Consider the following 17,455-nt stretch of genomic DNA (forward strand, 5'->3'; position numbering starts at 1 on the left):
TATTTTGTCAAATACAACCATTAATACTGAAGAATACTATGCTCCCCGAATTCGGATTTCTCTCATTACTCTTTGCCACCACCGCGGCGCTCTTACTTTCCATCGTGCCGCAAATTGGTATTTGGCGAAATAAACCCACTCTCACTAACACGGCTTGGGGATTAAGTTATTGCTTCGGTATTTTTACGAGCGTTTCCATCGGTATTCTTGCTTACTCTTTTGCGACAGATGACTTCACATTGGAATACGTGGCAGCACATTCCAATTCTCAACTACCGACATTTTTCAAAGTCGCCGCCACCTGGGGCGGACATGAAGGCTCAATTTTATTTTGGCTTTTCACATTAAGTCTTTGGTTAGTGGCTTTTGCCTTTTTCTCTCGCAAAAATGACCGCACTTTTTCTGCACAAACCCTTTCTTTACTCGGCTTAATTTGTCTTGGGTTTGCTATTTTTATTTTGTTCTACTCCAATCCATTTGGACGTGCGTTTCCTGCCCCTTCGGAAGGACGAGATCTCAATCCAATGCTGCAAGATATTGGCTTAATTTTCCATCCGCCACTGTTATATGTGGGTTATGTGGGCTTTGCCGTTAACTTTGCCATGTCCATTTCAGCTTTAATCTTTAATCGTTCTGCACAAGCGATCGCACGTGCTATGCGAGCTTGGGTGCTCGTTTCTTGGTTATTCTTAACCTTAGGGATAGTTCTCGGTGCCTGGTGGGCATATTATGAATTAGGCTGGGGCGGCTGGTGGTTCTGGGACCCAGTAGAAAACGCCTCTCTTATGCCGTGGTTATTAGGTCTTGCTCTTTTACACAGCTTAATGGTGACTGAAAAACAAGGTGCTTTCAGCTATTGGACAACACTCTTCTCCCTACTCGCTTTTGCATTCAGCGTATTAGGCACATTTATTGTCCGTTCAGGTGCATTAACCTCTGTTCATGCTTTTGCTTTAGATAGCTCCCGTGGTTATGTATTATTGCTCATTTTCTTCTTACTAACTGTTGGTTCACTTAGCTTATTTGCCCTACGCACAAATAACAATGAAAGTGCGGTCAAATTCCCGCTCATTTCTAAAACAGGGGCAATTTTAGGCTTAAATATCGTATTGACCGTTGCCACCGTCAGTACCTTCTTAGGCACCTTCTATCCAATGCTTTTCCAAGCCATGAGTTGGGGAAGTATTTCCGTAGGCGCGCCTTACTTTAATAGCATTTTCTTGCCATTACTCACTTTAGTGCTTTTCGCGATGGCGGCGACGCTTTGCTTAGGCTGGTTTCAAGCCGATAAAAAACGCTTTTTCAAACGCTTGTTATTGCTCATTCCAGCAGCAGTGATAGCTTATGGCATGATTTGGAATGCGCTACAAAATGACAGTGCGTTACGTTTCCATTTCTTCGCTTATGTATTACTCACCCTCGCGATTTGGGTATTATTCGTCACCTTATGGCAAAACTGGGTAAAAGTAAGACTTGCCTATTTCGGGATGATTCTCGCACACTGCGGCGTAGCTATTGCCTCAATGGGCGCCGTGATGAGTAGTTACTTTGGCAGTGAATTAGGTGTACGACTCGCGCCACAACAAAGCCAACAATTAGGTCAATTTGAATTCCACTACGATCGTTTTTCCAATGAAATAGGGCCAAACTTTACCGCCGAAGTCGCTTTCTTTAGCGTGTCAGAACAAGGCAAACCTTACGCTGAAATTGTACCGGAACGCCGCTATTATGATGTTCGCACCATGACCATGAGTGAAGTAGGCTTAGATGCAGGCTTTTGGGGCGATTTATATATTGTTATGGGCGATAACTTAGGCAAAGGTGAATTCACATTCCGCTTACATTACAAGCCGCTTATTCGCTGGTTATGGCTCGGAGGCATTTTAATGGCACTTGGCGCATTATGTTCAGCCATCAATTTGAAGAGAAAACGTGATGAATAAAAAGTTTATTTTGTTTTTACCACTGATTTTGTTGTTGAGTATTTGTTTACTGCTTTTTATTGGCTTACACAAAGACCCAAAACAAATTGCCTCCGCGCTCATTGATAAGCCTGTGCCGGAATTCTATCAAGCGAATTTGCTTGAACCGAGTCAAATTGTCAGCCCGAGAGATTTTCCAAAGAAACCTTTCCTACTCAACGTGTGGGGAAGTTGGTGTGGCTATTGCCAACAAGAACACCCTCTTTTGATGGAAATTTCAAAAGAAGTGCCCATTGTTGGAATCGACTATCGTGACAAACCTCAAAACGGTATTGCGATGCTCGAACGTATGGGCAATCCGTTCATACTCACTATTGACGATAGCCGTGGTGAATTTGCGATGCAATTAGGCGTAGATGGCGCACCAGAAACCTATATTGTCGATGAGCACGGCATGATCCGTTATCGTCATTCAGGCTATATGGATCGAGAAACATGGCTCACTGAGATCAAACCAAAACTTGATGAATTAACTAAAAAGTAAAATGAAAAAATTAACCCGATTTCTGACCGCACTTTTACTGACGTTTACCCTTTTTGCTCACGCAGAAATGGTCGACACCTATGCGTTTAAAAACCAAGCCGATCGTACTCGTGCTGTTGAACTGGCAAAATCCTTACGTTGCCCACAATGTCAGAATCAAAACTTAGTTGAGTCTAATTCGCCGATTGCTTATGACTTACGTATTGAAGTCTATAAAATGGTGGATGAAGGAAAAACGAATCAGCAAATTATCGACACGATGACAGCTCGTTTCGGTAATTTCGTGAACTATAAGCCACCTTTTCAATGGAATACGGCACTACTCTGGCTATTGCCTATTTTGTTATTAATTGGTGCTTTTGCGTTAATTTTATTTTCTACTAAAAAATCAGAAAGCGAGCCAAAACAACTCGCAAATCAACCTCATACTGCCCCTAAAGAAGAAAAAAGTGCGGTCAAATTTGAAACCAAATCCGCGATTTGGGTCTTTGCAATCTTATTGATTCTTCCTTTAAGTTATTACTTCTCCCTTGATCGTTTTGAGCGTGTTCAACAAGGTGAAAAAGAGATGCTTGAGCTTGCCAACAAAAAAGCAGATACATCAATGGTGCATCAAAAAGAAGATATGGTGCTCAAAATTCAAAATAAAATTCGAGAAGATGTGAATAACTCTGAGCTTTGGGCTCAGCTAGGTGATGCCTATATGCAAAATGATGAATTTGATCATGCACTCATCGCCTATAGCAATGCAGAAAAAATTTCAGGCACAACACCGGCTATTTTAGGCTTAAAAGCAACCGCACTTTATTATCAAGCAGGTCAAAATATCACACCACAAATCCAGCAAATAATGGATGAGGCGTTAAAACAAGATAAACATGAAATATCAGTGATAACATTATTGGCGACTGAAGCCTTTAAAAATCATGAAGCTGAAAAAGCCAAAGCTTATTGGCAGCAATTATTAGATTCAGGTAATGCTGCCGTGGATCGCCGAACTGTCATCCAACGAATCAAAATGATAGACTATTTTGAAAAAGGGCAAGCATCACAATAAATTATGAGTCGCTATTCAGAAAATATCATTATTGGAGCCGGTGCCGCCGGCTTATTTTGTGCCGCCCAGTTAGGCAAACTGGGCAAACAAGCCACTATTTTTGATAATGGTAAGAAAATTGGCCGAAAAATTTTAATGTCTGGCGGTGGATTCTGTAATTTCACCAATATGGAAATTACGTCTGGCCGTTATATCAGCCAGAACAAACACTTCGTCAAATCCGCCTTAAAACGTTATACACAATGGGATTTTATTGCTTTAGTCGCTGAGTATGGCATTCCTTACCACGAAAAAGAATTAGGTCAGTTATTTTGTGATAACGGTGCAGAAGATATTGTGAAGATGCTCGGAACGGAATGTGACAAATACGGTGTTCACATTCAACTACGCAGCGAAGTGAGTGATGTTGAAGCGGTTGAAAATAACCCTAAAGTACGGTTTAAATTAAAGGTAAATGCGATTGAATGGCAATGCCAGAATTTAATTATCGCCACAGGTGGGCTCTCCATGCCTGGCTTGGGCGCCTCGCCTTTTGGCTATCAAATTGCAGAACAGTTTGGATTAAATGTGATTCCTCCGCGTGCAAGCCTTGTGCCATTCACATGGCGAGAAAGTGACAAATTCTACTCGGCACTCTCTGGCGTTTCATTAGATGTGGCTGCAACGAATCAGCACAAAACCTTTACTCATCAAATGTTATTCACCCATCGTGGTTTATCAGGCCCTGCTATTTTACAAATATCCAATTATTGGCAACCGGGTGAGAGCATTCATTTAGATTTATTACCTTATAACGATATTCGTCATCACCTAGATGAGATGCGTCAATCTTCGCCGAAATTGCAGCTTAAAACCGTATTAAGTCGCTTATTGCCGAAAAAATTAGTCGAACTTTGGTTAGAACAAGGCTTGATTCAAGATGAAGTGATCGCAAACGTGAGTAAAGTGCGGTTAGAAAAGTTAGAGAATTTAATCCACAACTGGCAATTTATTCCTAATGGTACTGAGGGCTACCGAACGGCTGAAGTCACAATGGGGGGCGTTGATACTCATGAGATTTCATCCAAAACCATGGAGGCGACAAAGATTAAAGGTCTCTATTTTATCGGTGAGGTGTTGGATGTTGTCGGCTGGTTAGGTGGCTACAACTTCCAATGGGCATGGAGTTCTGCAGCCGTTTGTGCGATGGGAATTGCTGAAAGTTAAGTCCCTCTCTACATTTAAAAGACAAAAAGCCGATGTTCACGCATCAGCTTTTTTTGTTGTTTAGGACTTAAGGATTAGCGATTTTTAAAATGATATCTTCAATTTTTTTCGCAAAACATGTCGAATTTTCTAAATGAGCATTATGTCCAGCATAAGGGATAAGCGTTAAATCAAGTTGATTATCCTCTGCCATTTGACGAAACTTTTGATCTCGCTCACCGCAAAAATAGAAAAATGGCAGCAAACTTGACCGCACTTTCTCTCGAAAATCAGGCTGTTTGGCAAGGCTAGTTGCTAATAACATCTTACCAATATTTTCCCCGAAATTGGCTTTTCGCTTTTCAATTAAGGACTTACGTTGCTGTTCATTTAAATGAGAAAACACAGGCTGTTGATACCAATCTTCTAGCACGGTTTCAGGGTTTTCATGGAAAAAACGCTCAGCCCACATTTTGTCATTAACTAAACGGCTTTGTTTTTCTTGCTCAGACTGCAAACCTAAATTCGCCCCTTCTAAAATCACTGCTTGTAAATTGCCTCTTTGCACTTGAGCATGTAGTGCATAATATTGTGCGATTCGCCCACCAAGTGAATAACCTATAAGGATATAAGGTTCATCTTTTATGAGACTTTGTATTTGGCTTTCAAGAAATTGAGCCGTTTGCTCAAAATCTTCAACCGCTACAGCTTTATTCTCTCCATGAAACGGTAAATCGAGAGAGAGACAACGAAAGTGCGGTAGATTTTCGATGACTTTTTGCCAGTCCGATTTTGTACCAAGTAAGCCGTGAAGGAAGATAAGATTGGTCATGATTTGTACGGAATACATAAAATTTAGGTCAGGTTGGGCCAGACCATATAGTAAAATTCATTAACCCTATGGCTTATCAATAATATCCACATCTGAAAAGGTTTCATTATTTATAACGATATCATTTGGGTCACTGCAACCATCGATCAAACCATATTCACTTGAATTCACAATTTTTCCATCACGGAAATAAAAAATGTGTTCTTGCCAGCCTGTATAGCCACCATAGCTATTTTTCGCATTCACTCTGGCACAAACAATGTAGTATTTTAAGAAAGCTGCAGGGCTATAAGTTTCTGTTTCTGCATCATAGCGTCTGCTTGTAATTCGTAAGAATTTTTTTGGTTTACTAAAGCCATCAAGCATTAAAGAATTAGGATCAATTAAAGTACGAGCTAAATGCTGGCGAATGGCTTTTTCGTAATTTTTCGGATAGCTACCATAATCCATATTACGCACATCGTTCATGGTGATTTTGGTGCTTTCCTCATAAGCGATACAACCCGTTAATAGGCTCGTTACTAATGCAGCAAAAATTGCTTTGTAAGCATGTTTCTTAAGCATACTCATCTCCTTTATTTATAAATGAATGAATTTTAGTTAGCATAAAGGTGCTAACTACTCCCCTATCACCGCATGACTAATTTGATCAATCAAACGTTTGTAAGTTGCACTGCCATCGCTAGGGTTCGTTTTGATTTCAATTAAGGTTGCACGGCGACGCGTGTAAGCCTGTTTTAATACCGCACTTAAATCCGCCCAGGTGTAAGGTAAGGCGTATTTCAAGCCAAACATATTCGCAATTTGTGAGAAATCACCATTATGTGGCAAGCGATAGAATTGTTCTTTTACCTCTTCATCAACCGGCAACATATCAAAGATCGCACCACCATTATTATTGATCACAAAAATAATGGTTGGTTGAGTCACATTCTTAAATAAGGCTAAAGAGTTCAAATCATAAAGCGTGGACGTATCGCCAATCATCGCCACTACAGGTTGATTCGAACCAATACCAATACCCGCAGCGGTTGCTAATAAACCGTCAATTCCGCTTGCACCACGGTTGGTGAAAATTGGATAACCTTCTGGCAATTTCGTTAATGCATCAACCAAGCGCACAAAAAGGCTATTTCCTAAGAACAAAATACCGTTGTAAGGTAAAACACGCTCAATATGATGTGCTAATGAGGCTTCATTAAGATTGCCACCAACTTGTTGTTCGATAAAGGTTGCACAGAATTTTGAAAGCGCAAGTGGCTCGAGTAACCAAGTTTTTTGACGCAATGGCGGATGTGCACGCAACCAATGATGTGCTTTGGCGTTAAAGCGAGTTTGCGTATGGTGATTTGGATCAACTGCATTTTGACTTTGCTCCACCACCCAAAATTCGCCTTGGAACTCCGCTAAGAATTGGTTAATACGTTTACTGATAAAACGAGAACCAAATTGAATCACGATATCAGCTTGAAGTAATTTTTGCTTCACGGTTTGGTTTGCTAGCCAAATATCCGCATAAGGCATGAGCGGTTCAACACCGGATTGAATATCCGTCAGCAAAATCCACCCCATGGTATTTGCCCATGAATTAATACCCATTGCTTGTTCTGGGGTTAATTGCCCTGCGACAATCACACCACGTTTCGTACGCCAGCTATCCCAATTCTCGTGCATAAGCACTTCTTGTTGTAGAAGTTGATGATCAACCCAATTTTTAGGCTGGCTTAACCAACGTTGAATTGGCATTAACCACGGATGGCTGTCAATTTCTTGTTCTTGCGCATTATAAAGTGGCTCAGCAAAAGGCACATTGATATGCACCACGCCTGGTTGTTGTTTTTGTTTATAGCAAGCTTGCTCTAACGTAGAAATTAACCATTTCGCCGCATAATCTACTTGAGGTTTCGGTAGATTTACGCTTGCTACTGGATAATCTGCAAACATATTTTGTTGCACGATCGCTTGATTCGCACCACATTCCCATAATTCAGGTGGACGATCAGCGGTAAGAATAATTAAATTCACGCCTGTTTGGCGAGCTTCAATAATCGCGGGATATAAATTTGCAGCAGCAGTCCCTGAAGTTACAATCACGGCAACAGGTGCTTGCGTAGATTTCGCAATCCCCAAGGCAAAAAAGCCTAATCCACGTTCATCAAAATGACTATGACACGTTGCTCGAGAGGCATTTTGTAAACGCACAGCTTCTAGCGTTAAAGGTGTTGATCGTGAACCAGGCGCAATACAAAAGTGACTGACCCCTTGGCGAACCAAGGTTTCTAAGATCACCTTTGACCAACAACGATTAAATACGCTTACAGACATTCTTCTTATTCTCCGTTATTCTCTGCAAACAGGGAAATGAGCCCTGCCGCTTTACGTTCAATTTCCAACCACTCTTCTACAGGTTGTGAGCCTTCTACAATACCGGCTCCAGCAAATACACGCACTTGATTTTCTCCAATAAAAGCCGAACGAATGGTGACACAAAATTCCGAGAGATTTTGGGTCATCAAGCCTAACGTTCCGGCATACCAACGACGATCAAAAGTTTCAATTTCAGCCAAGGCTTTCTTCGCTTGTTGTTGCGGTAAGCCTGACACTGCAGCCGTTGGATGGATCGCTTTCAGCAAATCGGCATCCGTACAAAGTGCGGTCAATTTTGCCTGCATTTTTCGAATCAAATGTTGCACTTTTCGTAATGGCTTTAATGCGACATCATCAACGGTAATTTGTTCCACTAAGTGACTGATATTTTGTGAAATATCCTCAACCACCAACCAGTTTTCATTGAGGTTTTTTTCATCATTTAACAGCCAATTTGCTCGTTCATCATTTTCAAGTGGATTATCGCTAACAGGTGCGGTACCCGCAAGGGCTTCTGTAAATAACAGACGATTATCTCGTGCAAATAAGCGTTCTGGCGTCGAACCCACAAAACAGTTTTGGGCGTTATCTGCCCATAGAAAATGGTAACAACCGCTATTTCTGGCTTGGCTTGCAGCAAGAAAATCTTTTCCGTTTAATTCGCCATGAATGCGAAACACCGTTTCATTTGCTAAGACAAGCTTGGTTAATTCCCCTTGTCGAATTCGAGTGAGCGCTTGATTGACCCAATCACACCACGTGTCTTGATTCGCTTTTGGCGCTACACTTTCGATGGTTAATTGATTGAGCGGTAAAAGTGCGGTCATTTTTTTAAATGAATTCAACATCACTTTTGCTGAATCAAGCTCATTTGTTTCAACAAAAACTGAAACTACGGTCTCACCATTTTGCTGTTCAATTAAAACTTGCGGCAAAATAAACTGACTTTCACCTTGGAACTGTAAACCGCCCACTAAAGGAAAATCATGCTCTTGAATAAATTGCTGTGCCAAATTCACATCTGAAAATGACCGCACTTTACCCACGGCAGCGACGGTTTTAGCTTCATCACGAAAACGCAAATAAAATTGCGGATAGACTGACTGCCCTTTCATCCACGCCAAAAGATCAACATCCGATTCCACCTTCGTTTGAAGATGTACAATAGATGCTTGCGGATCCGTTGTCGCCAAAGCGTCAAATTGGCGAATTAGCGCAGATTTAGCTTGTTCTAAAGGGCCCATGAAAAATAATAAAATACACAAAAAATTAGCCCATATTCTACCGCACTTTAATACATTCAAAAAATTTTTTTATTAAATCTTTTCAAGATAAGAATTTAAGCGTAAATTAGACGTAATTTTTGAATGAAAATCTAATTATCATAGGATGTTATTAATGCGCTCATTTCCAAAATCAGACAAATTAGAACACGTTTGCTACGATATTCGCGGACCGGTTCACAAAGAAGCTTTACGCTTAGAAGAAGAAGGCAACAAAATCTTAAAATTAAATATCGGCAACCCGGCCCCATTTGGCTTTGAAGCGCCAGATGAAATTTTAGTTGATGTCATCCGCAACTTACCTTCTGCACAAGGTTATTGTGACTCTAAAGGCTTGTATTCCGCACGTAAAGCTATCGTGCAATACTACCAATCCAAAGGCATTCATGATTCAACGGTAAACGATGTGTACATCGGGAATGGTGTGTCTGAATTGATTACCATGTCAATGCAAGCCCTTCTTAATGATGGTGATGAGGTATTAGTACCAATGCCAGATTATCCGTTATGGACAGCGGCTGTAACGCTTTCTGGCGGGAAAGCGGTACATTATTTATGTGATGAAGAAGCGGGCTGGTTCCCTGCTATTGATGATATTCGCGCGAAAGTCAATGCCAAAACTAAAGCTATCGTGGTGATCAACCCAAATAACCCGACTGGTGCGGTATACAGTAAAGCATTGCTCGAAGAAATTATCGAAGTAGCACGTGAAAATAATCTGATTATTTTTGCGGATGAAATTTATGACAAAATTCTCTACGATGGTGCTGTCCACCATCATATCGCTGCCCTTGCACCAGATGTATTAACGATTACATTCAATGGTTTATCAAAAGCGTATCGTGTTGCAGGTTTCCGCCAAGGTTGGATGATTTTAAATGGTCCAAAACAACACGCAAAAGGCTATATTGAAGGCTTAGATATGCTGGCATCTATGCGTTTATGCGCAAACGTACCAATGCAGCACGCCATTCAAACCGCATTAGGCGGCTATCAAAGCATCAATGAATTTATTCAACCTGGCGGTCGTTTACTTGAACAACGTAATAAAGCCTACGAATTACTCACTCAAATCCCTGGTGTTAGCTGCGTAAAACCAATGGGGGCAATGTATATGTTCCCGAAACTCGACATCAAAAAATTCAACATTCATAGTGATGAAAAATTTGTACTCGATTTACTACGTAAAGAAAAAGTGCTTTTGGTACATGGTAAAGGCTTTAACTGGCACTCGCCTGATCACTTCCGTGTGGTGACTCTCCCTTATGCAGGCCAATTAGAAGAAGCGATTGGCAAACTAGCACGATTCTTAGAAACTTATCAGCAATAATAAAAAAGAGCGGTTAATTAACCGCTCTTTTTTTATTTCATGATTTATATCTAAGCCCAGAAATAGCGCACAACATGGAAGAAAATTGGTGCAGAGAAACAAAGCGAATCCATACGATCTAAAATACCGCCATGACCGCTGATCATATTCCCCCAGTCTTTCACGCCCATACTGCGTTTCATTGCTGACATCACGAGTCCACCCAAGAATCCCATTAGGCAAATTAACATGCTCATTAAAAACGCCTGCCATGCATTAAATGGTGTCATCCAATGAAGTAGCATACCTAATAAACTTGCACTTAATACACCGCCAACAAAGCCTTCTACTGTTTTGGATGGGGATAAGGTTGGCGCAATTTTATGTTTGCCGAAGAGTTTACCCCAAACATATTGCAACACATCGCTAGACTGTACCACCAAGATTAAAAAAATCATTAATAACAGATTTTTTCCTTCATAACCTGAGATATCAAGTGTCAGTAAAGCCGGAATATGTGAAATACAGAATACACTAATCATCAATGCCCACTGAATTTTCGTAGAACGATCTAAGAAATTCGCAGGATCACCCAGTAATGCTGAAAGAATCGGTAAAAATAAGAAGCCATATACTGGAATGAAGATAGTAAACATACTAAACCAATCAATGGCGACTAAAAAATATTGCAATGGTAAGATCACATAAAAACAGGCTGCAAGTGCAAGATGATCGCCTCGACGAATATTCAATAGAGAAAGAAACTCACGCAATCCCATAAATGAAATAATCAAAAAGAGCACAATCACGCCATAAAAACCCAATAAGCTCGCAATAAAGATAATCCCAATCATCACCCACCAAGCATTGATGCGTGCATTCAGATTATCAATGACACTATTAGGTGTATCCACGCCCGCTCTGCGTTTTAAAACATATCCCACTGTGGAAGCAAAAATTAAGGCGATAAATAAACCACCGAAGAGTTGCCATATTTCTGTCATCATTTACTCCTAAGATTTGCCTTTTTCACTGATGTTTAAACTTAATAATGCCGATTGCGCACGTGTTAAAAATTCACCTTTAGTCTCATCTGTCCCAATTTTTAATGGTTCACCGACATAAAGATCACATAACAACGGGATCGGTAAAATAAAGCCTTTTGGTAAAACGTTATTCATATTGCTAATCCAAACTGGGACAAATTCACAATCAAGATTTTCTTTTGCTAGGTAATACAAGCCACTTTTAAAGGGTTGGAGAGGCAAATCATCATCCGTTTTACGGGTTCCTTCAGGGAAAAGAATAAGCGAATCATTCTCCAATGCTTCCGTCATTTGTCGTATTGCCGCTTGTGGATCTTGGCTATTACGCTCAATAAGTAACATATTAAACACTTTATTAGCTAGAAAACGACGAATTGCGCCTTTCGTCCAATAATCTTTGCCTGCGACAGGGCGAGTTTGTTTTCTCACTTCATAAGGTAATGAAATCCAAAGTAAGATGAAATCACCATGGCTGTTATGATTGGCAAAATAGACACGATGCCCCTCTGAAGATTGTTCAGAAATTGCTGCTTGAGGTCGAACACCTGTAATAAAAGAGGCAAAACGACACAATAAAAAATCGATTAATCTCGCGATCATATTTACTCCTATTACTCTGCCACTTCCGCTAATCCATTTTTTACTCGCTTAATACAAGTCACGATGAGCAAGATAATCAGGATATTCGCTACCCACCAGAAAAGTGAATGCAAACTACCATTCACCGCATAGAGTAAACCGAGTACACCAAACACAAACGCACGATCGCTTTTACCCATTGGACCATCATAACGACGTGTTTTGCCTTGAACTTGTCCCAAAATGCCACATAACTCACTCAACGCCGCAAGCCAAATAATACTTGAGATTTGAATACCATCAAAAGGCGCGACAAAAGCAAAAGGAAGGTAAAGTGCTGCATCAGAGACGACATCAGTAATTTCATTAAGATAACCCCCTAATCGACTTTTTTGATTAAACTCACGCGCTAGCATGCCATCAACAGCATTTAACGCCATACGTAAAAACAACCAAATAGGAATAAGGAAGAAAAGAGTGGAAAATGTCGGGAATAGTGCGAGAACCACACCTAATAAAATTGAAAGTAAGCAAGCAATTAGCGTAACTTGATTTGCTGTCACGCCTTTTGCTGCTAATTGCCTAACTAAAGGCCGAAGTAAATTCTGAAATTTGGGTTTTAAGGCATAGATACTCATCTACCATCTCCTTGTTTTTATTAGTAAACATAAAAATTTCGCTAATAATAGAATAGTATAGAGTATTACTCAAGTTTTTATTCGTCCATATACCCCAAACTTCTTAAGGCCCGTTCATCGTCCGCCCAACCAGACTTCACTTTGACCCAAAGTTCTAGGTGGACTTTATTATCAAATAAGCGTTCCATGTCAGCGCGCGCTTCCATACCAATGGTTTTAATTTTTTGTCCTTGAGCACCAATCACCATTTTCTTTTGACCTTCACGCTCAACTAAAATCAAACCATTAATCTCGTAAGTACCACGCTCATTTACTTTGAATTGTTCAATTTCAACGGTCACAGAATAAGGTAATTCCTCACCGGTAAAGCGCATCAATTTTTCACGGATAATTTCCGACGCCATAAAACGTTGTGAACGATCGGTCACGTAATCTTCAGGGAAGTGATGAACACCTTTACGTAAGGACTGACGAACAATTTTCTCTAATTGATGCACGTTATTACCACGTTGTGCAGAAATCGGCACAATATGCGCGAAATCAAACTTACTGCCTAAATCAGTAATAAATGGCAACAAATCATCTTTATTCTTGACGTTATCAACTTTGTTGATAGCGAGTACAACAGGCGCTTTGGCATTACGTAATTTGTTTAACACCATTTCATCATCGGCATTCCAATGTGTGCCATCCACGACGAAAATAATAAGATCCACATCCCCGATCGCTGAGCTGGCTGCACGATTCATTAAACGGTTAATCGCTCGTTTTTCTTCGATATGAAGTCCCGGCGTATCCACATAAATTTCTTGGTAGATGCCTTCGGTTTTAATTCCCACAATACGGTGACGCGTGGTTTGTGCCTTGCGGGAAGTAATCGAGATTTTTTGCCCCAAAATTTTGTTTAACAGGGTGGATTTCCCTACATTTGGGCGGCCTACAATAGCAATAAAACCACAATAGGTCTCTTGTTCTTGATTTAATTCGGTCATTTTATTTCCAATATTTTTAAAATTTGTTCTGCGGCCGCTTGTTCTGCCTTACGACGGCTAGAACCTTTTGCAATAAAAGTGCGGTCAATATTTGGTACGTTTTTTACCGTACATTCCACGGTGAAGGTTTGGCAATGAGCTTCCCCTTCAATTTTAATCACTTCATAAGTTGGCAAGGCGAAATGCTTACCTTGTAAATACTCTTGTAAACGCGTTTTGGCATCTTTTTGGTTATCGCCTGGCTTAATTTCAGCCAATAAGGTTTTATACCAACTACGAACAATATCTGCCGCTTTATCAAAGCTTGAATCCAATGCCATTGCGCCAATTACCGCTTCAACACAATCGGCTAAAATAGATTCTCGGCGAAAGCCCCCGCTTTTTAGCTCACCAGAGCCTAAGGACATATAATCCCCAAGCTCAAAATTTCGGGCAATCATTGCCAGTGTCGGCTCACGCACTAATGTTGCGCGCATACGGCTAAGTTCACCTTCATTACAACGAGGAAATTGATGATAAAGCGCGTCTGCAATGACATAATTGAGAATCGAATCGCCTAGAAATTCTAGGCGTTCATTATGTTGAGTGGAGGCACTGCGGTGTGTCAGTGCCAATTTTAAGTGTTTTAGATCGGAAAATTGATAACCAATTTTTCGTTCTAGTCGATCTAAATGATTCATATTAATTAATTTTTGTAAAGAAACGGTCGAAACGGAAGCCTGTTGGCCACTCATTTGGTTCTTTTTCTAAACTCATCCAAATATAAGTGGCTTTACCCACAATATTTTTTTCCGGTACAAATCCCCAAAAGCGACTGTCATCACTATGATCACGGTTATCGCCCATCACAAAATATTGCCCTTCAGGCACAATCCATTCTGCAGCAGGTAAACCTTCTTGTGGATAGAATTCAATACCAGAATAACGGCGCATTGGCTCAACTAAAATCGTATGTGTCACATCGCCGATTTCCAGATATTCCACTTGAGTTGGAAATGCTGGATTAGTTGGTTCTTGTTTATATTCAAATACTTTAGCTTGGCAGTCTATTTCACAAGGTTTGCCATCTTTACCATGCACAATGGTTAAAGCACTTTTTTCAACATCAAGGATAATTCGATCGCCACCTTTACCCACAATACGTTTAATATAATCTACGCCTGACATATTGTCTTTGGATGTTAACGCAAGATTTTCAGCATACGCTGCTCTCGTTGCACCTAAGCTTGTATGAAGTAACGCTTGCTCTGGAGCTTTGAACACAATTACATCACCACGTTCTGGCTTATTACCTTCAATAATCGTATTTTGGAAAATCGGATCTTTGATACCATAAGTGTATTTATTAACAACAAGGAAATCCCCTACACGCAATGTTGCTTCCATTGATCCTGATGGAATTTGAAACGGCTCAAAAATAAATGAACGTACAAGAAACACTACAGATAACACAGGGAAAAGTGAAGAAATAAATTCCGAACCTTCTGAAATTGGCTCAATTTTTGCTTTTTCTTCATCCGTTAACGCTTTGCCTGAACGTTGTTCTGCTCGTGCGATTTGACGACGACGTCTCGGCATCACGGCGAAACGGTGATAGCACCATAAAATGCCAGAAAGTGCGGTCAAAATCAGCAATAAAATACTGAATGTGTTAGGCAGCTGGAAATGGTCTAACGCTTTCCAACCAGCAAATCCCACGGCTAACAACAGAATAAAAAATACATTCGACATTACTCTACTTTCCTATTTATCTTTACCTACATGTAAGATCGCTAAAAACGCTTCTTGCGGTACTTCCACGTTACCTAAAGACTTCATTCGTTTTTTACCCTCTTTCTGTTTCTGTAAGAGTTTTTTCTTACGACTCACGTCACCACCATAACATTTTGCTAATACGTTTTTACGCAATTGTTTTACGGTTGAACGCGCAATAATGTGGTTACCAATCGCTGCTTGGATCGCGATATCAAATTGTTGACGTGGAATCAGCTCACGCATTTTTTCAACTAACTCACGACCACGGTAAGGTGCATTATCTTTATGAACAATTAACGCTAACGCATCAACACGATCACCGTTGATCATAATATCCACGCGCACCATGTCCGCCGCTTGGAAACGTTTAAAACCATAATCCAAAGAGGCATAACCGCGAGAAGTTGATTTCAAACGATCGAAGAAATCCAATACTACTTCGCCCATTGGGATTTCATAAGTTAATGCAATTTGGTTACCGTGATACACCATATTGGTTTGTACGCCACGTTTTTCCACACAAAGGGTAATCACGTTACCTAAGAATTCCTGTGGTACCAACATATTACATTCCGCAATAGGCTCGCGAATTTCTGAAATATTATTCAATGGCGGTAATTTCGCTGGACTATCCACATAAACCACTTCACCACTCGTCATTTCAACTTCATAAATTACAGTTGGCGCGGTGGTAATCAAATCAAGATCATATTCACGCTCTAAACGCTCTTGAATGATCTCCATGTGTAAAAGCCCTAAGAAACCACAACGGAAACCAAAACCTAAAGCGGTTGAATTCTCTGGTTCATAGAAAAGTGATGCATCGTTTAGGCTTAATTTACCCAACGCATCACGGAAAGCTTCATAATCGTCAGAGCTAACTGGGAATAAACCAGCATAAACCTGTGGTTTTACTTTCTTAAAGCCTGGTAATACATGGCTTGCTGGATTATGCTGATGCGTTAAGGTATCCCCTACTGGTGCACCTAAAATATCTTTAATTGCACAAACAACCCAACCCACTTCGCCGGTATTTAATATCGTCGTATCCACTTGTTTTGGCGTAAAAATCCCTAAACGATCAACGTTGTAAGCCTGTCCGGTAGACATTACTTTGATTTTATCGCCTTTACGCAACACACCATTTTTAATACGAACCAATGACACCACGCCTAAATAGTTATCGAACCAAGAGTCAATAATCAATGCTTGTAACGGTGCATCAGGATCACCTTCTGGCGCGGGAATTTTCGCAACGATTTCTTCTAATACATCTTCGATACCCACTCCGGTTTTAGCCGAACAACGTACAGCTTCCATCGCATCAATACCCACGATGTCTTCAATTTCTTCTGCAACACGTTCAGGATCTGCCGCTGGTAAGTCGATTTTATTCAAAATCGGCACTACTTCTAAATCCATTTCAATGGCGGTATAACAGTTTGCTAAGGTTTGAGCTTCTACGCCCTGTCCAGCATCCACAACTAACAATGCCCCTTCACAAGCGGCAAGAGAACGCGATACTTCATAAGAGAAGTCCACGTGCCCTGGTGTATCGATAAAGTTTAATTGGTATGTTTCACCGTCTTTGGCTTGATAATTTAAGGTTACACTCTGCGCTTTAATGGTAATACCGCGCTCACGCTCAAGATCCATGGAATCCAACACTTGCGCTTCCATTTCACGATCCGAAAGGCCCCCACAGGTCTGAATTAATCGGTCAGAAAGGGTCGATTTACCGTGGTCAATATGGGCAATAATAGAAAAGTTGCGAATATTCTTCATAAATAGATTAGTTTTCTCAAAAATCATTAAATTTAACTGGCGGATTGTACCTGAAAAGCACGGAAATCGCTAGGGATGAAAGGGAAAAGTGCAGTCAAATTTTCAAACCTTTTAGATAAAACAAAACCCCGAATTACTTCGGGGTTTCTTTTTTCATTCAA

Annotated in this window: 16 protein-coding genes; 5 read left to right on the forward strand and 11 right to left on the reverse strand. The window is 40.5% G+C overall.

The genetic code is table 11. The annotated features are described in order from the left end of the window. Nucleotides 1-38: 38 nt before the first annotated feature. The 4 genes from nrfE to INQ00_RS00145 are packed head-to-tail and all read left to right on the forward strand — an operon-like array spanning nt 39 to nt 4,729. A complete protein-coding gene (gene nrfE / locus INQ00_RS00130) occupies nt 39-1,943 on the forward strand; it encodes a heme lyase NrfEFG subunit NrfE (protein ID WP_197546936.1) in 1,905 nt (634 codons plus the stop codon). Next, complete coding sequence (locus tag INQ00_RS00135; protein WP_197546937.1) at nt 1,936-2,466, forward strand: DsbE family thiol:disulfide interchange protein; 531 nt, start codon at nt 1,936-1,938, stop codon at nt 2,464-2,466. The genes nrfE and INQ00_RS00135 overlap by 8 nt, the downstream gene beginning before the upstream one ends. A 1-nt stretch (nt 2,467) precedes the next feature. Further along, complete coding sequence (gene nrfF / locus INQ00_RS00140) at nt 2,468-3,523, forward strand: heme lyase NrfEFG subunit NrfF (protein WP_197546938.1); 1,056 nt, start codon at nt 2,468-2,470, stop codon at nt 3,521-3,523. Nucleotides 3,524-3,526: 3 nt separating this feature from the next. Beyond that, on the forward strand, nt 3,527-4,729 hold the full coding sequence (locus INQ00_RS00145; RefSeq protein ID WP_197546939.1) for a BaiN/RdsA family NAD(P)/FAD-dependent oxidoreductase: 1,203 nt from the start codon (nt 3,527-3,529) through the stop codon (nt 4,727-4,729). A 67-nt stretch (nt 4,730-4,796) separates the two neighbouring features. Here INQ00_RS00145 and menH read toward each other — a convergent pair whose 3' ends face one another. The 4 genes from menH to INQ00_RS00165 form a co-directional block, all read right to left on the reverse strand. Then, nucleotides 4,797-5,540 carry a 2-succinyl-6-hydroxy-2,4-cyclohexadiene-1-carboxylate synthase gene (gene menH, locus INQ00_RS00150; RefSeq protein ID WP_197546940.1) on the reverse strand — a complete coding sequence of 248 codons (744 nt, stop codon included), beginning with the start codon at nt 5,538-5,540 and terminating at the stop codon, nt 4,797-4,799. Nucleotides 5,541-5,606: 66 nt separating this feature from the next. Continuing rightward, nucleotides 5,607-6,104: a hypothetical protein gene (locus INQ00_RS00155; protein ID WP_230845720.1), complete on the reverse strand. Its 498-nt coding sequence runs from the start codon at nt 6,102-6,104 to the stop codon at nt 5,607-5,609. Between the two features lie 54 nt (nt 6,105-6,158). Next, the gene (menD, locus tag INQ00_RS00160; protein ID WP_197546941.1) at nt 6,159-7,865 is read right to left on the reverse strand and encodes a 2-succinyl-5-enolpyruvyl-6-hydroxy-3-cyclohexene-1-carboxylic-acid synthase; all 1,707 of its coding nucleotides are present in this window, start codon (nt 7,863-7,865) and stop codon (nt 6,159-6,161) included. A gap of 5 nt (nt 7,866-7,870) precedes the next feature. Further along, complete coding sequence (locus INQ00_RS00165) at nt 7,871-9,151, reverse strand: isochorismate synthase (protein ID WP_197546942.1); 1,281 nt, start codon at nt 9,149-9,151, stop codon at nt 7,871-7,873. A gap of 154 nt (nt 9,152-9,305) precedes the next feature. Between INQ00_RS00165 and INQ00_RS00170 the strand changes: the two genes are divergently transcribed. Beyond that, nucleotides 9,306-10,520, forward strand: a complete 1,215-nt coding sequence (locus tag INQ00_RS00170; protein ID WP_054419737.1) for a pyridoxal phosphate-dependent aminotransferase — start codon at nt 9,306-9,308, stop codon at nt 10,518-10,520. A 50-nt stretch (nt 10,521-10,570) separates the two neighbouring features. On the opposite strand, the gene INQ00_RS00175 is transcribed toward INQ00_RS00170, so the two are convergent. The 7 genes from INQ00_RS00175 to lepA all read right to left on the reverse strand — a co-directional run bounded on the left by INQ00_RS00175 (nt 10,571) and on the right by lepA (nt 17,294). Next, on the reverse strand, nt 10,571-11,503 hold the full coding sequence (locus INQ00_RS00175) for a phosphatidate cytidylyltransferase (RefSeq protein WP_197547479.1): 933 nt from the start codon (nt 11,501-11,503) through the stop codon (nt 10,571-10,573). 9 nt (nt 11,504-11,512) lie between these two features. Then, the gene (locus tag INQ00_RS00180) at nt 11,513-12,145 is read right to left on the reverse strand and encodes a lysophospholipid acyltransferase family protein (protein ID WP_197546943.1); all 633 of its coding nucleotides are present in this window, start codon (nt 12,143-12,145) and stop codon (nt 11,513-11,515) included. Nucleotides 12,146-12,156: 11 nt separating this feature from the next. After that, nucleotides 12,157-12,762 (reverse strand): CDP-alcohol phosphatidyltransferase family protein, encoded by a 606-nt coding sequence (locus INQ00_RS00185; RefSeq protein ID WP_178165393.1) that lies wholly within the window; start codon nt 12,760-12,762, stop codon nt 12,157-12,159. 77 nt (nt 12,763-12,839) lie between these two features. After that, on the reverse strand, nt 12,840-13,754 hold the full coding sequence (era, locus tag INQ00_RS00190; RefSeq protein WP_054419744.1) for a GTPase Era: 915 nt from the start codon (nt 13,752-13,754) through the stop codon (nt 12,840-12,842). Continuing rightward, nucleotides 13,751-14,434, reverse strand: a complete 684-nt coding sequence (gene rnc / locus INQ00_RS00195; protein ID WP_049357777.1) for a ribonuclease III — start codon at nt 14,432-14,434, stop codon at nt 13,751-13,753. Before rnc ends, era begins: the two co-directional genes overlap by 4 nt. A gap of 1 nt (nt 14,435) precedes the next feature. After that, entirely contained in the window at nt 14,436-15,485 is a 1,050-nt protein-coding gene (lepB, locus tag INQ00_RS00200; protein ID WP_054419746.1) for a signal peptidase I, read from the reverse strand. A gap of 12 nt (nt 15,486-15,497) precedes the next feature. Beyond that, a complete protein-coding gene (gene lepA / locus INQ00_RS00205) occupies nt 15,498-17,294 on the reverse strand; it encodes a translation elongation factor 4 (RefSeq protein ID WP_054419904.1) in 1,797 nt (598 codons plus the stop codon). Nucleotides 17,295-17,455 lie beyond the last annotated feature (161 nt).

Source organism: Haemophilus parainfluenzae, assembly GCF_014931275.1.
Classification (GTDB): Bacteria; Pseudomonadota; Gammaproteobacteria; order Enterobacterales; family Pasteurellaceae; genus Haemophilus_D.

What these genes read in the sequence shown, in the direction of transcription:
- nrfE (WP_197546936.1), top strand. Translation starts at nt 39, where the DNA reads ATGCTCCCCGAATTCGGATTTCTCTCATTACTCTTTGCCACCACCGCG.
- INQ00_RS00135 (WP_197546937.1), top strand. Translation starts at nt 1,936, where the DNA reads ATGAATAAAAAGTTTATTTTGTTTTTACCACTGATTTTGTTGTTGAGT.
- nrfF (WP_197546938.1), top strand. Translation starts at nt 2,468, where the DNA reads ATGAAAAAATTAACCCGATTTCTGACCGCACTTTTACTGACGTTTACC.
- INQ00_RS00145 (WP_197546939.1), top strand. Translation starts at nt 3,527, where the DNA reads ATGAGTCGCTATTCAGAAAATATCATTATTGGAGCCGGTGCCGCCGGC.
- menH (WP_197546940.1), bottom strand. Translation starts at nt 5,540, where the DNA reads ATGACCAATCTTATCTTCCTTCACGGCTTACTTGGTACAAAATCGGAC.
- INQ00_RS00155 (WP_230845720.1), bottom strand. Translation starts at nt 6,104, where the DNA reads ATGCTTAAGAAACATGCTTACAAAGCAATTTTTGCTGCATTAGTAACG.
- menD (WP_197546941.1), bottom strand. Translation starts at nt 7,865, where the DNA reads ATGTCTGTAAGCGTATTTAATCGTTGTTGGTCAAAGGTGATCTTAGAA.
- INQ00_RS00165 (WP_197546942.1), bottom strand. Translation starts at nt 9,151, where the DNA reads ATGGGCCCTTTAGAACAAGCTAAATCTGCGCTAATTCGCCAATTTGAC.
- INQ00_RS00170 (WP_054419737.1), top strand. Translation starts at nt 9,306, where the DNA reads ATGCGCTCATTTCCAAAATCAGACAAATTAGAACACGTTTGCTACGAT.
- INQ00_RS00175 (WP_197547479.1), bottom strand. Translation starts at nt 11,503, where the DNA reads ATGACAGAAATATGGCAACTCTTCGGTGGTTTATTTATCGCCTTAATT.
- INQ00_RS00180 (WP_197546943.1), bottom strand. Translation starts at nt 12,145, where the DNA reads ATGATCGCGAGATTAATCGATTTTTTATTGTGTCGTTTTGCCTCTTTT.
- INQ00_RS00185 (WP_178165393.1), bottom strand. Translation starts at nt 12,762, where the DNA reads ATGAGTATCTATGCCTTAAAACCCAAATTTCAGAATTTACTTCGGCCT.
- era (WP_054419744.1), bottom strand. Translation starts at nt 13,754, where the DNA reads ATGACCGAATTAAATCAAGAACAAGAGACCTATTGTGGTTTTATTGCT.
- rnc (WP_049357777.1), bottom strand. Translation starts at nt 14,434, where the DNA reads ATGAATCATTTAGATCGACTAGAACGAAAAATTGGTTATCAATTTTCC.
- lepB (WP_054419746.1), bottom strand. Translation starts at nt 15,485, where the DNA reads ATGTCGAATGTATTTTTTATTCTGTTGTTAGCCGTGGGATTTGCTGGT.
- lepA (WP_054419904.1), bottom strand. Translation starts at nt 17,294, where the DNA reads ATGAAGAATATTCGCAACTTTTCTATTATTGCCCATATTGACCACGGT.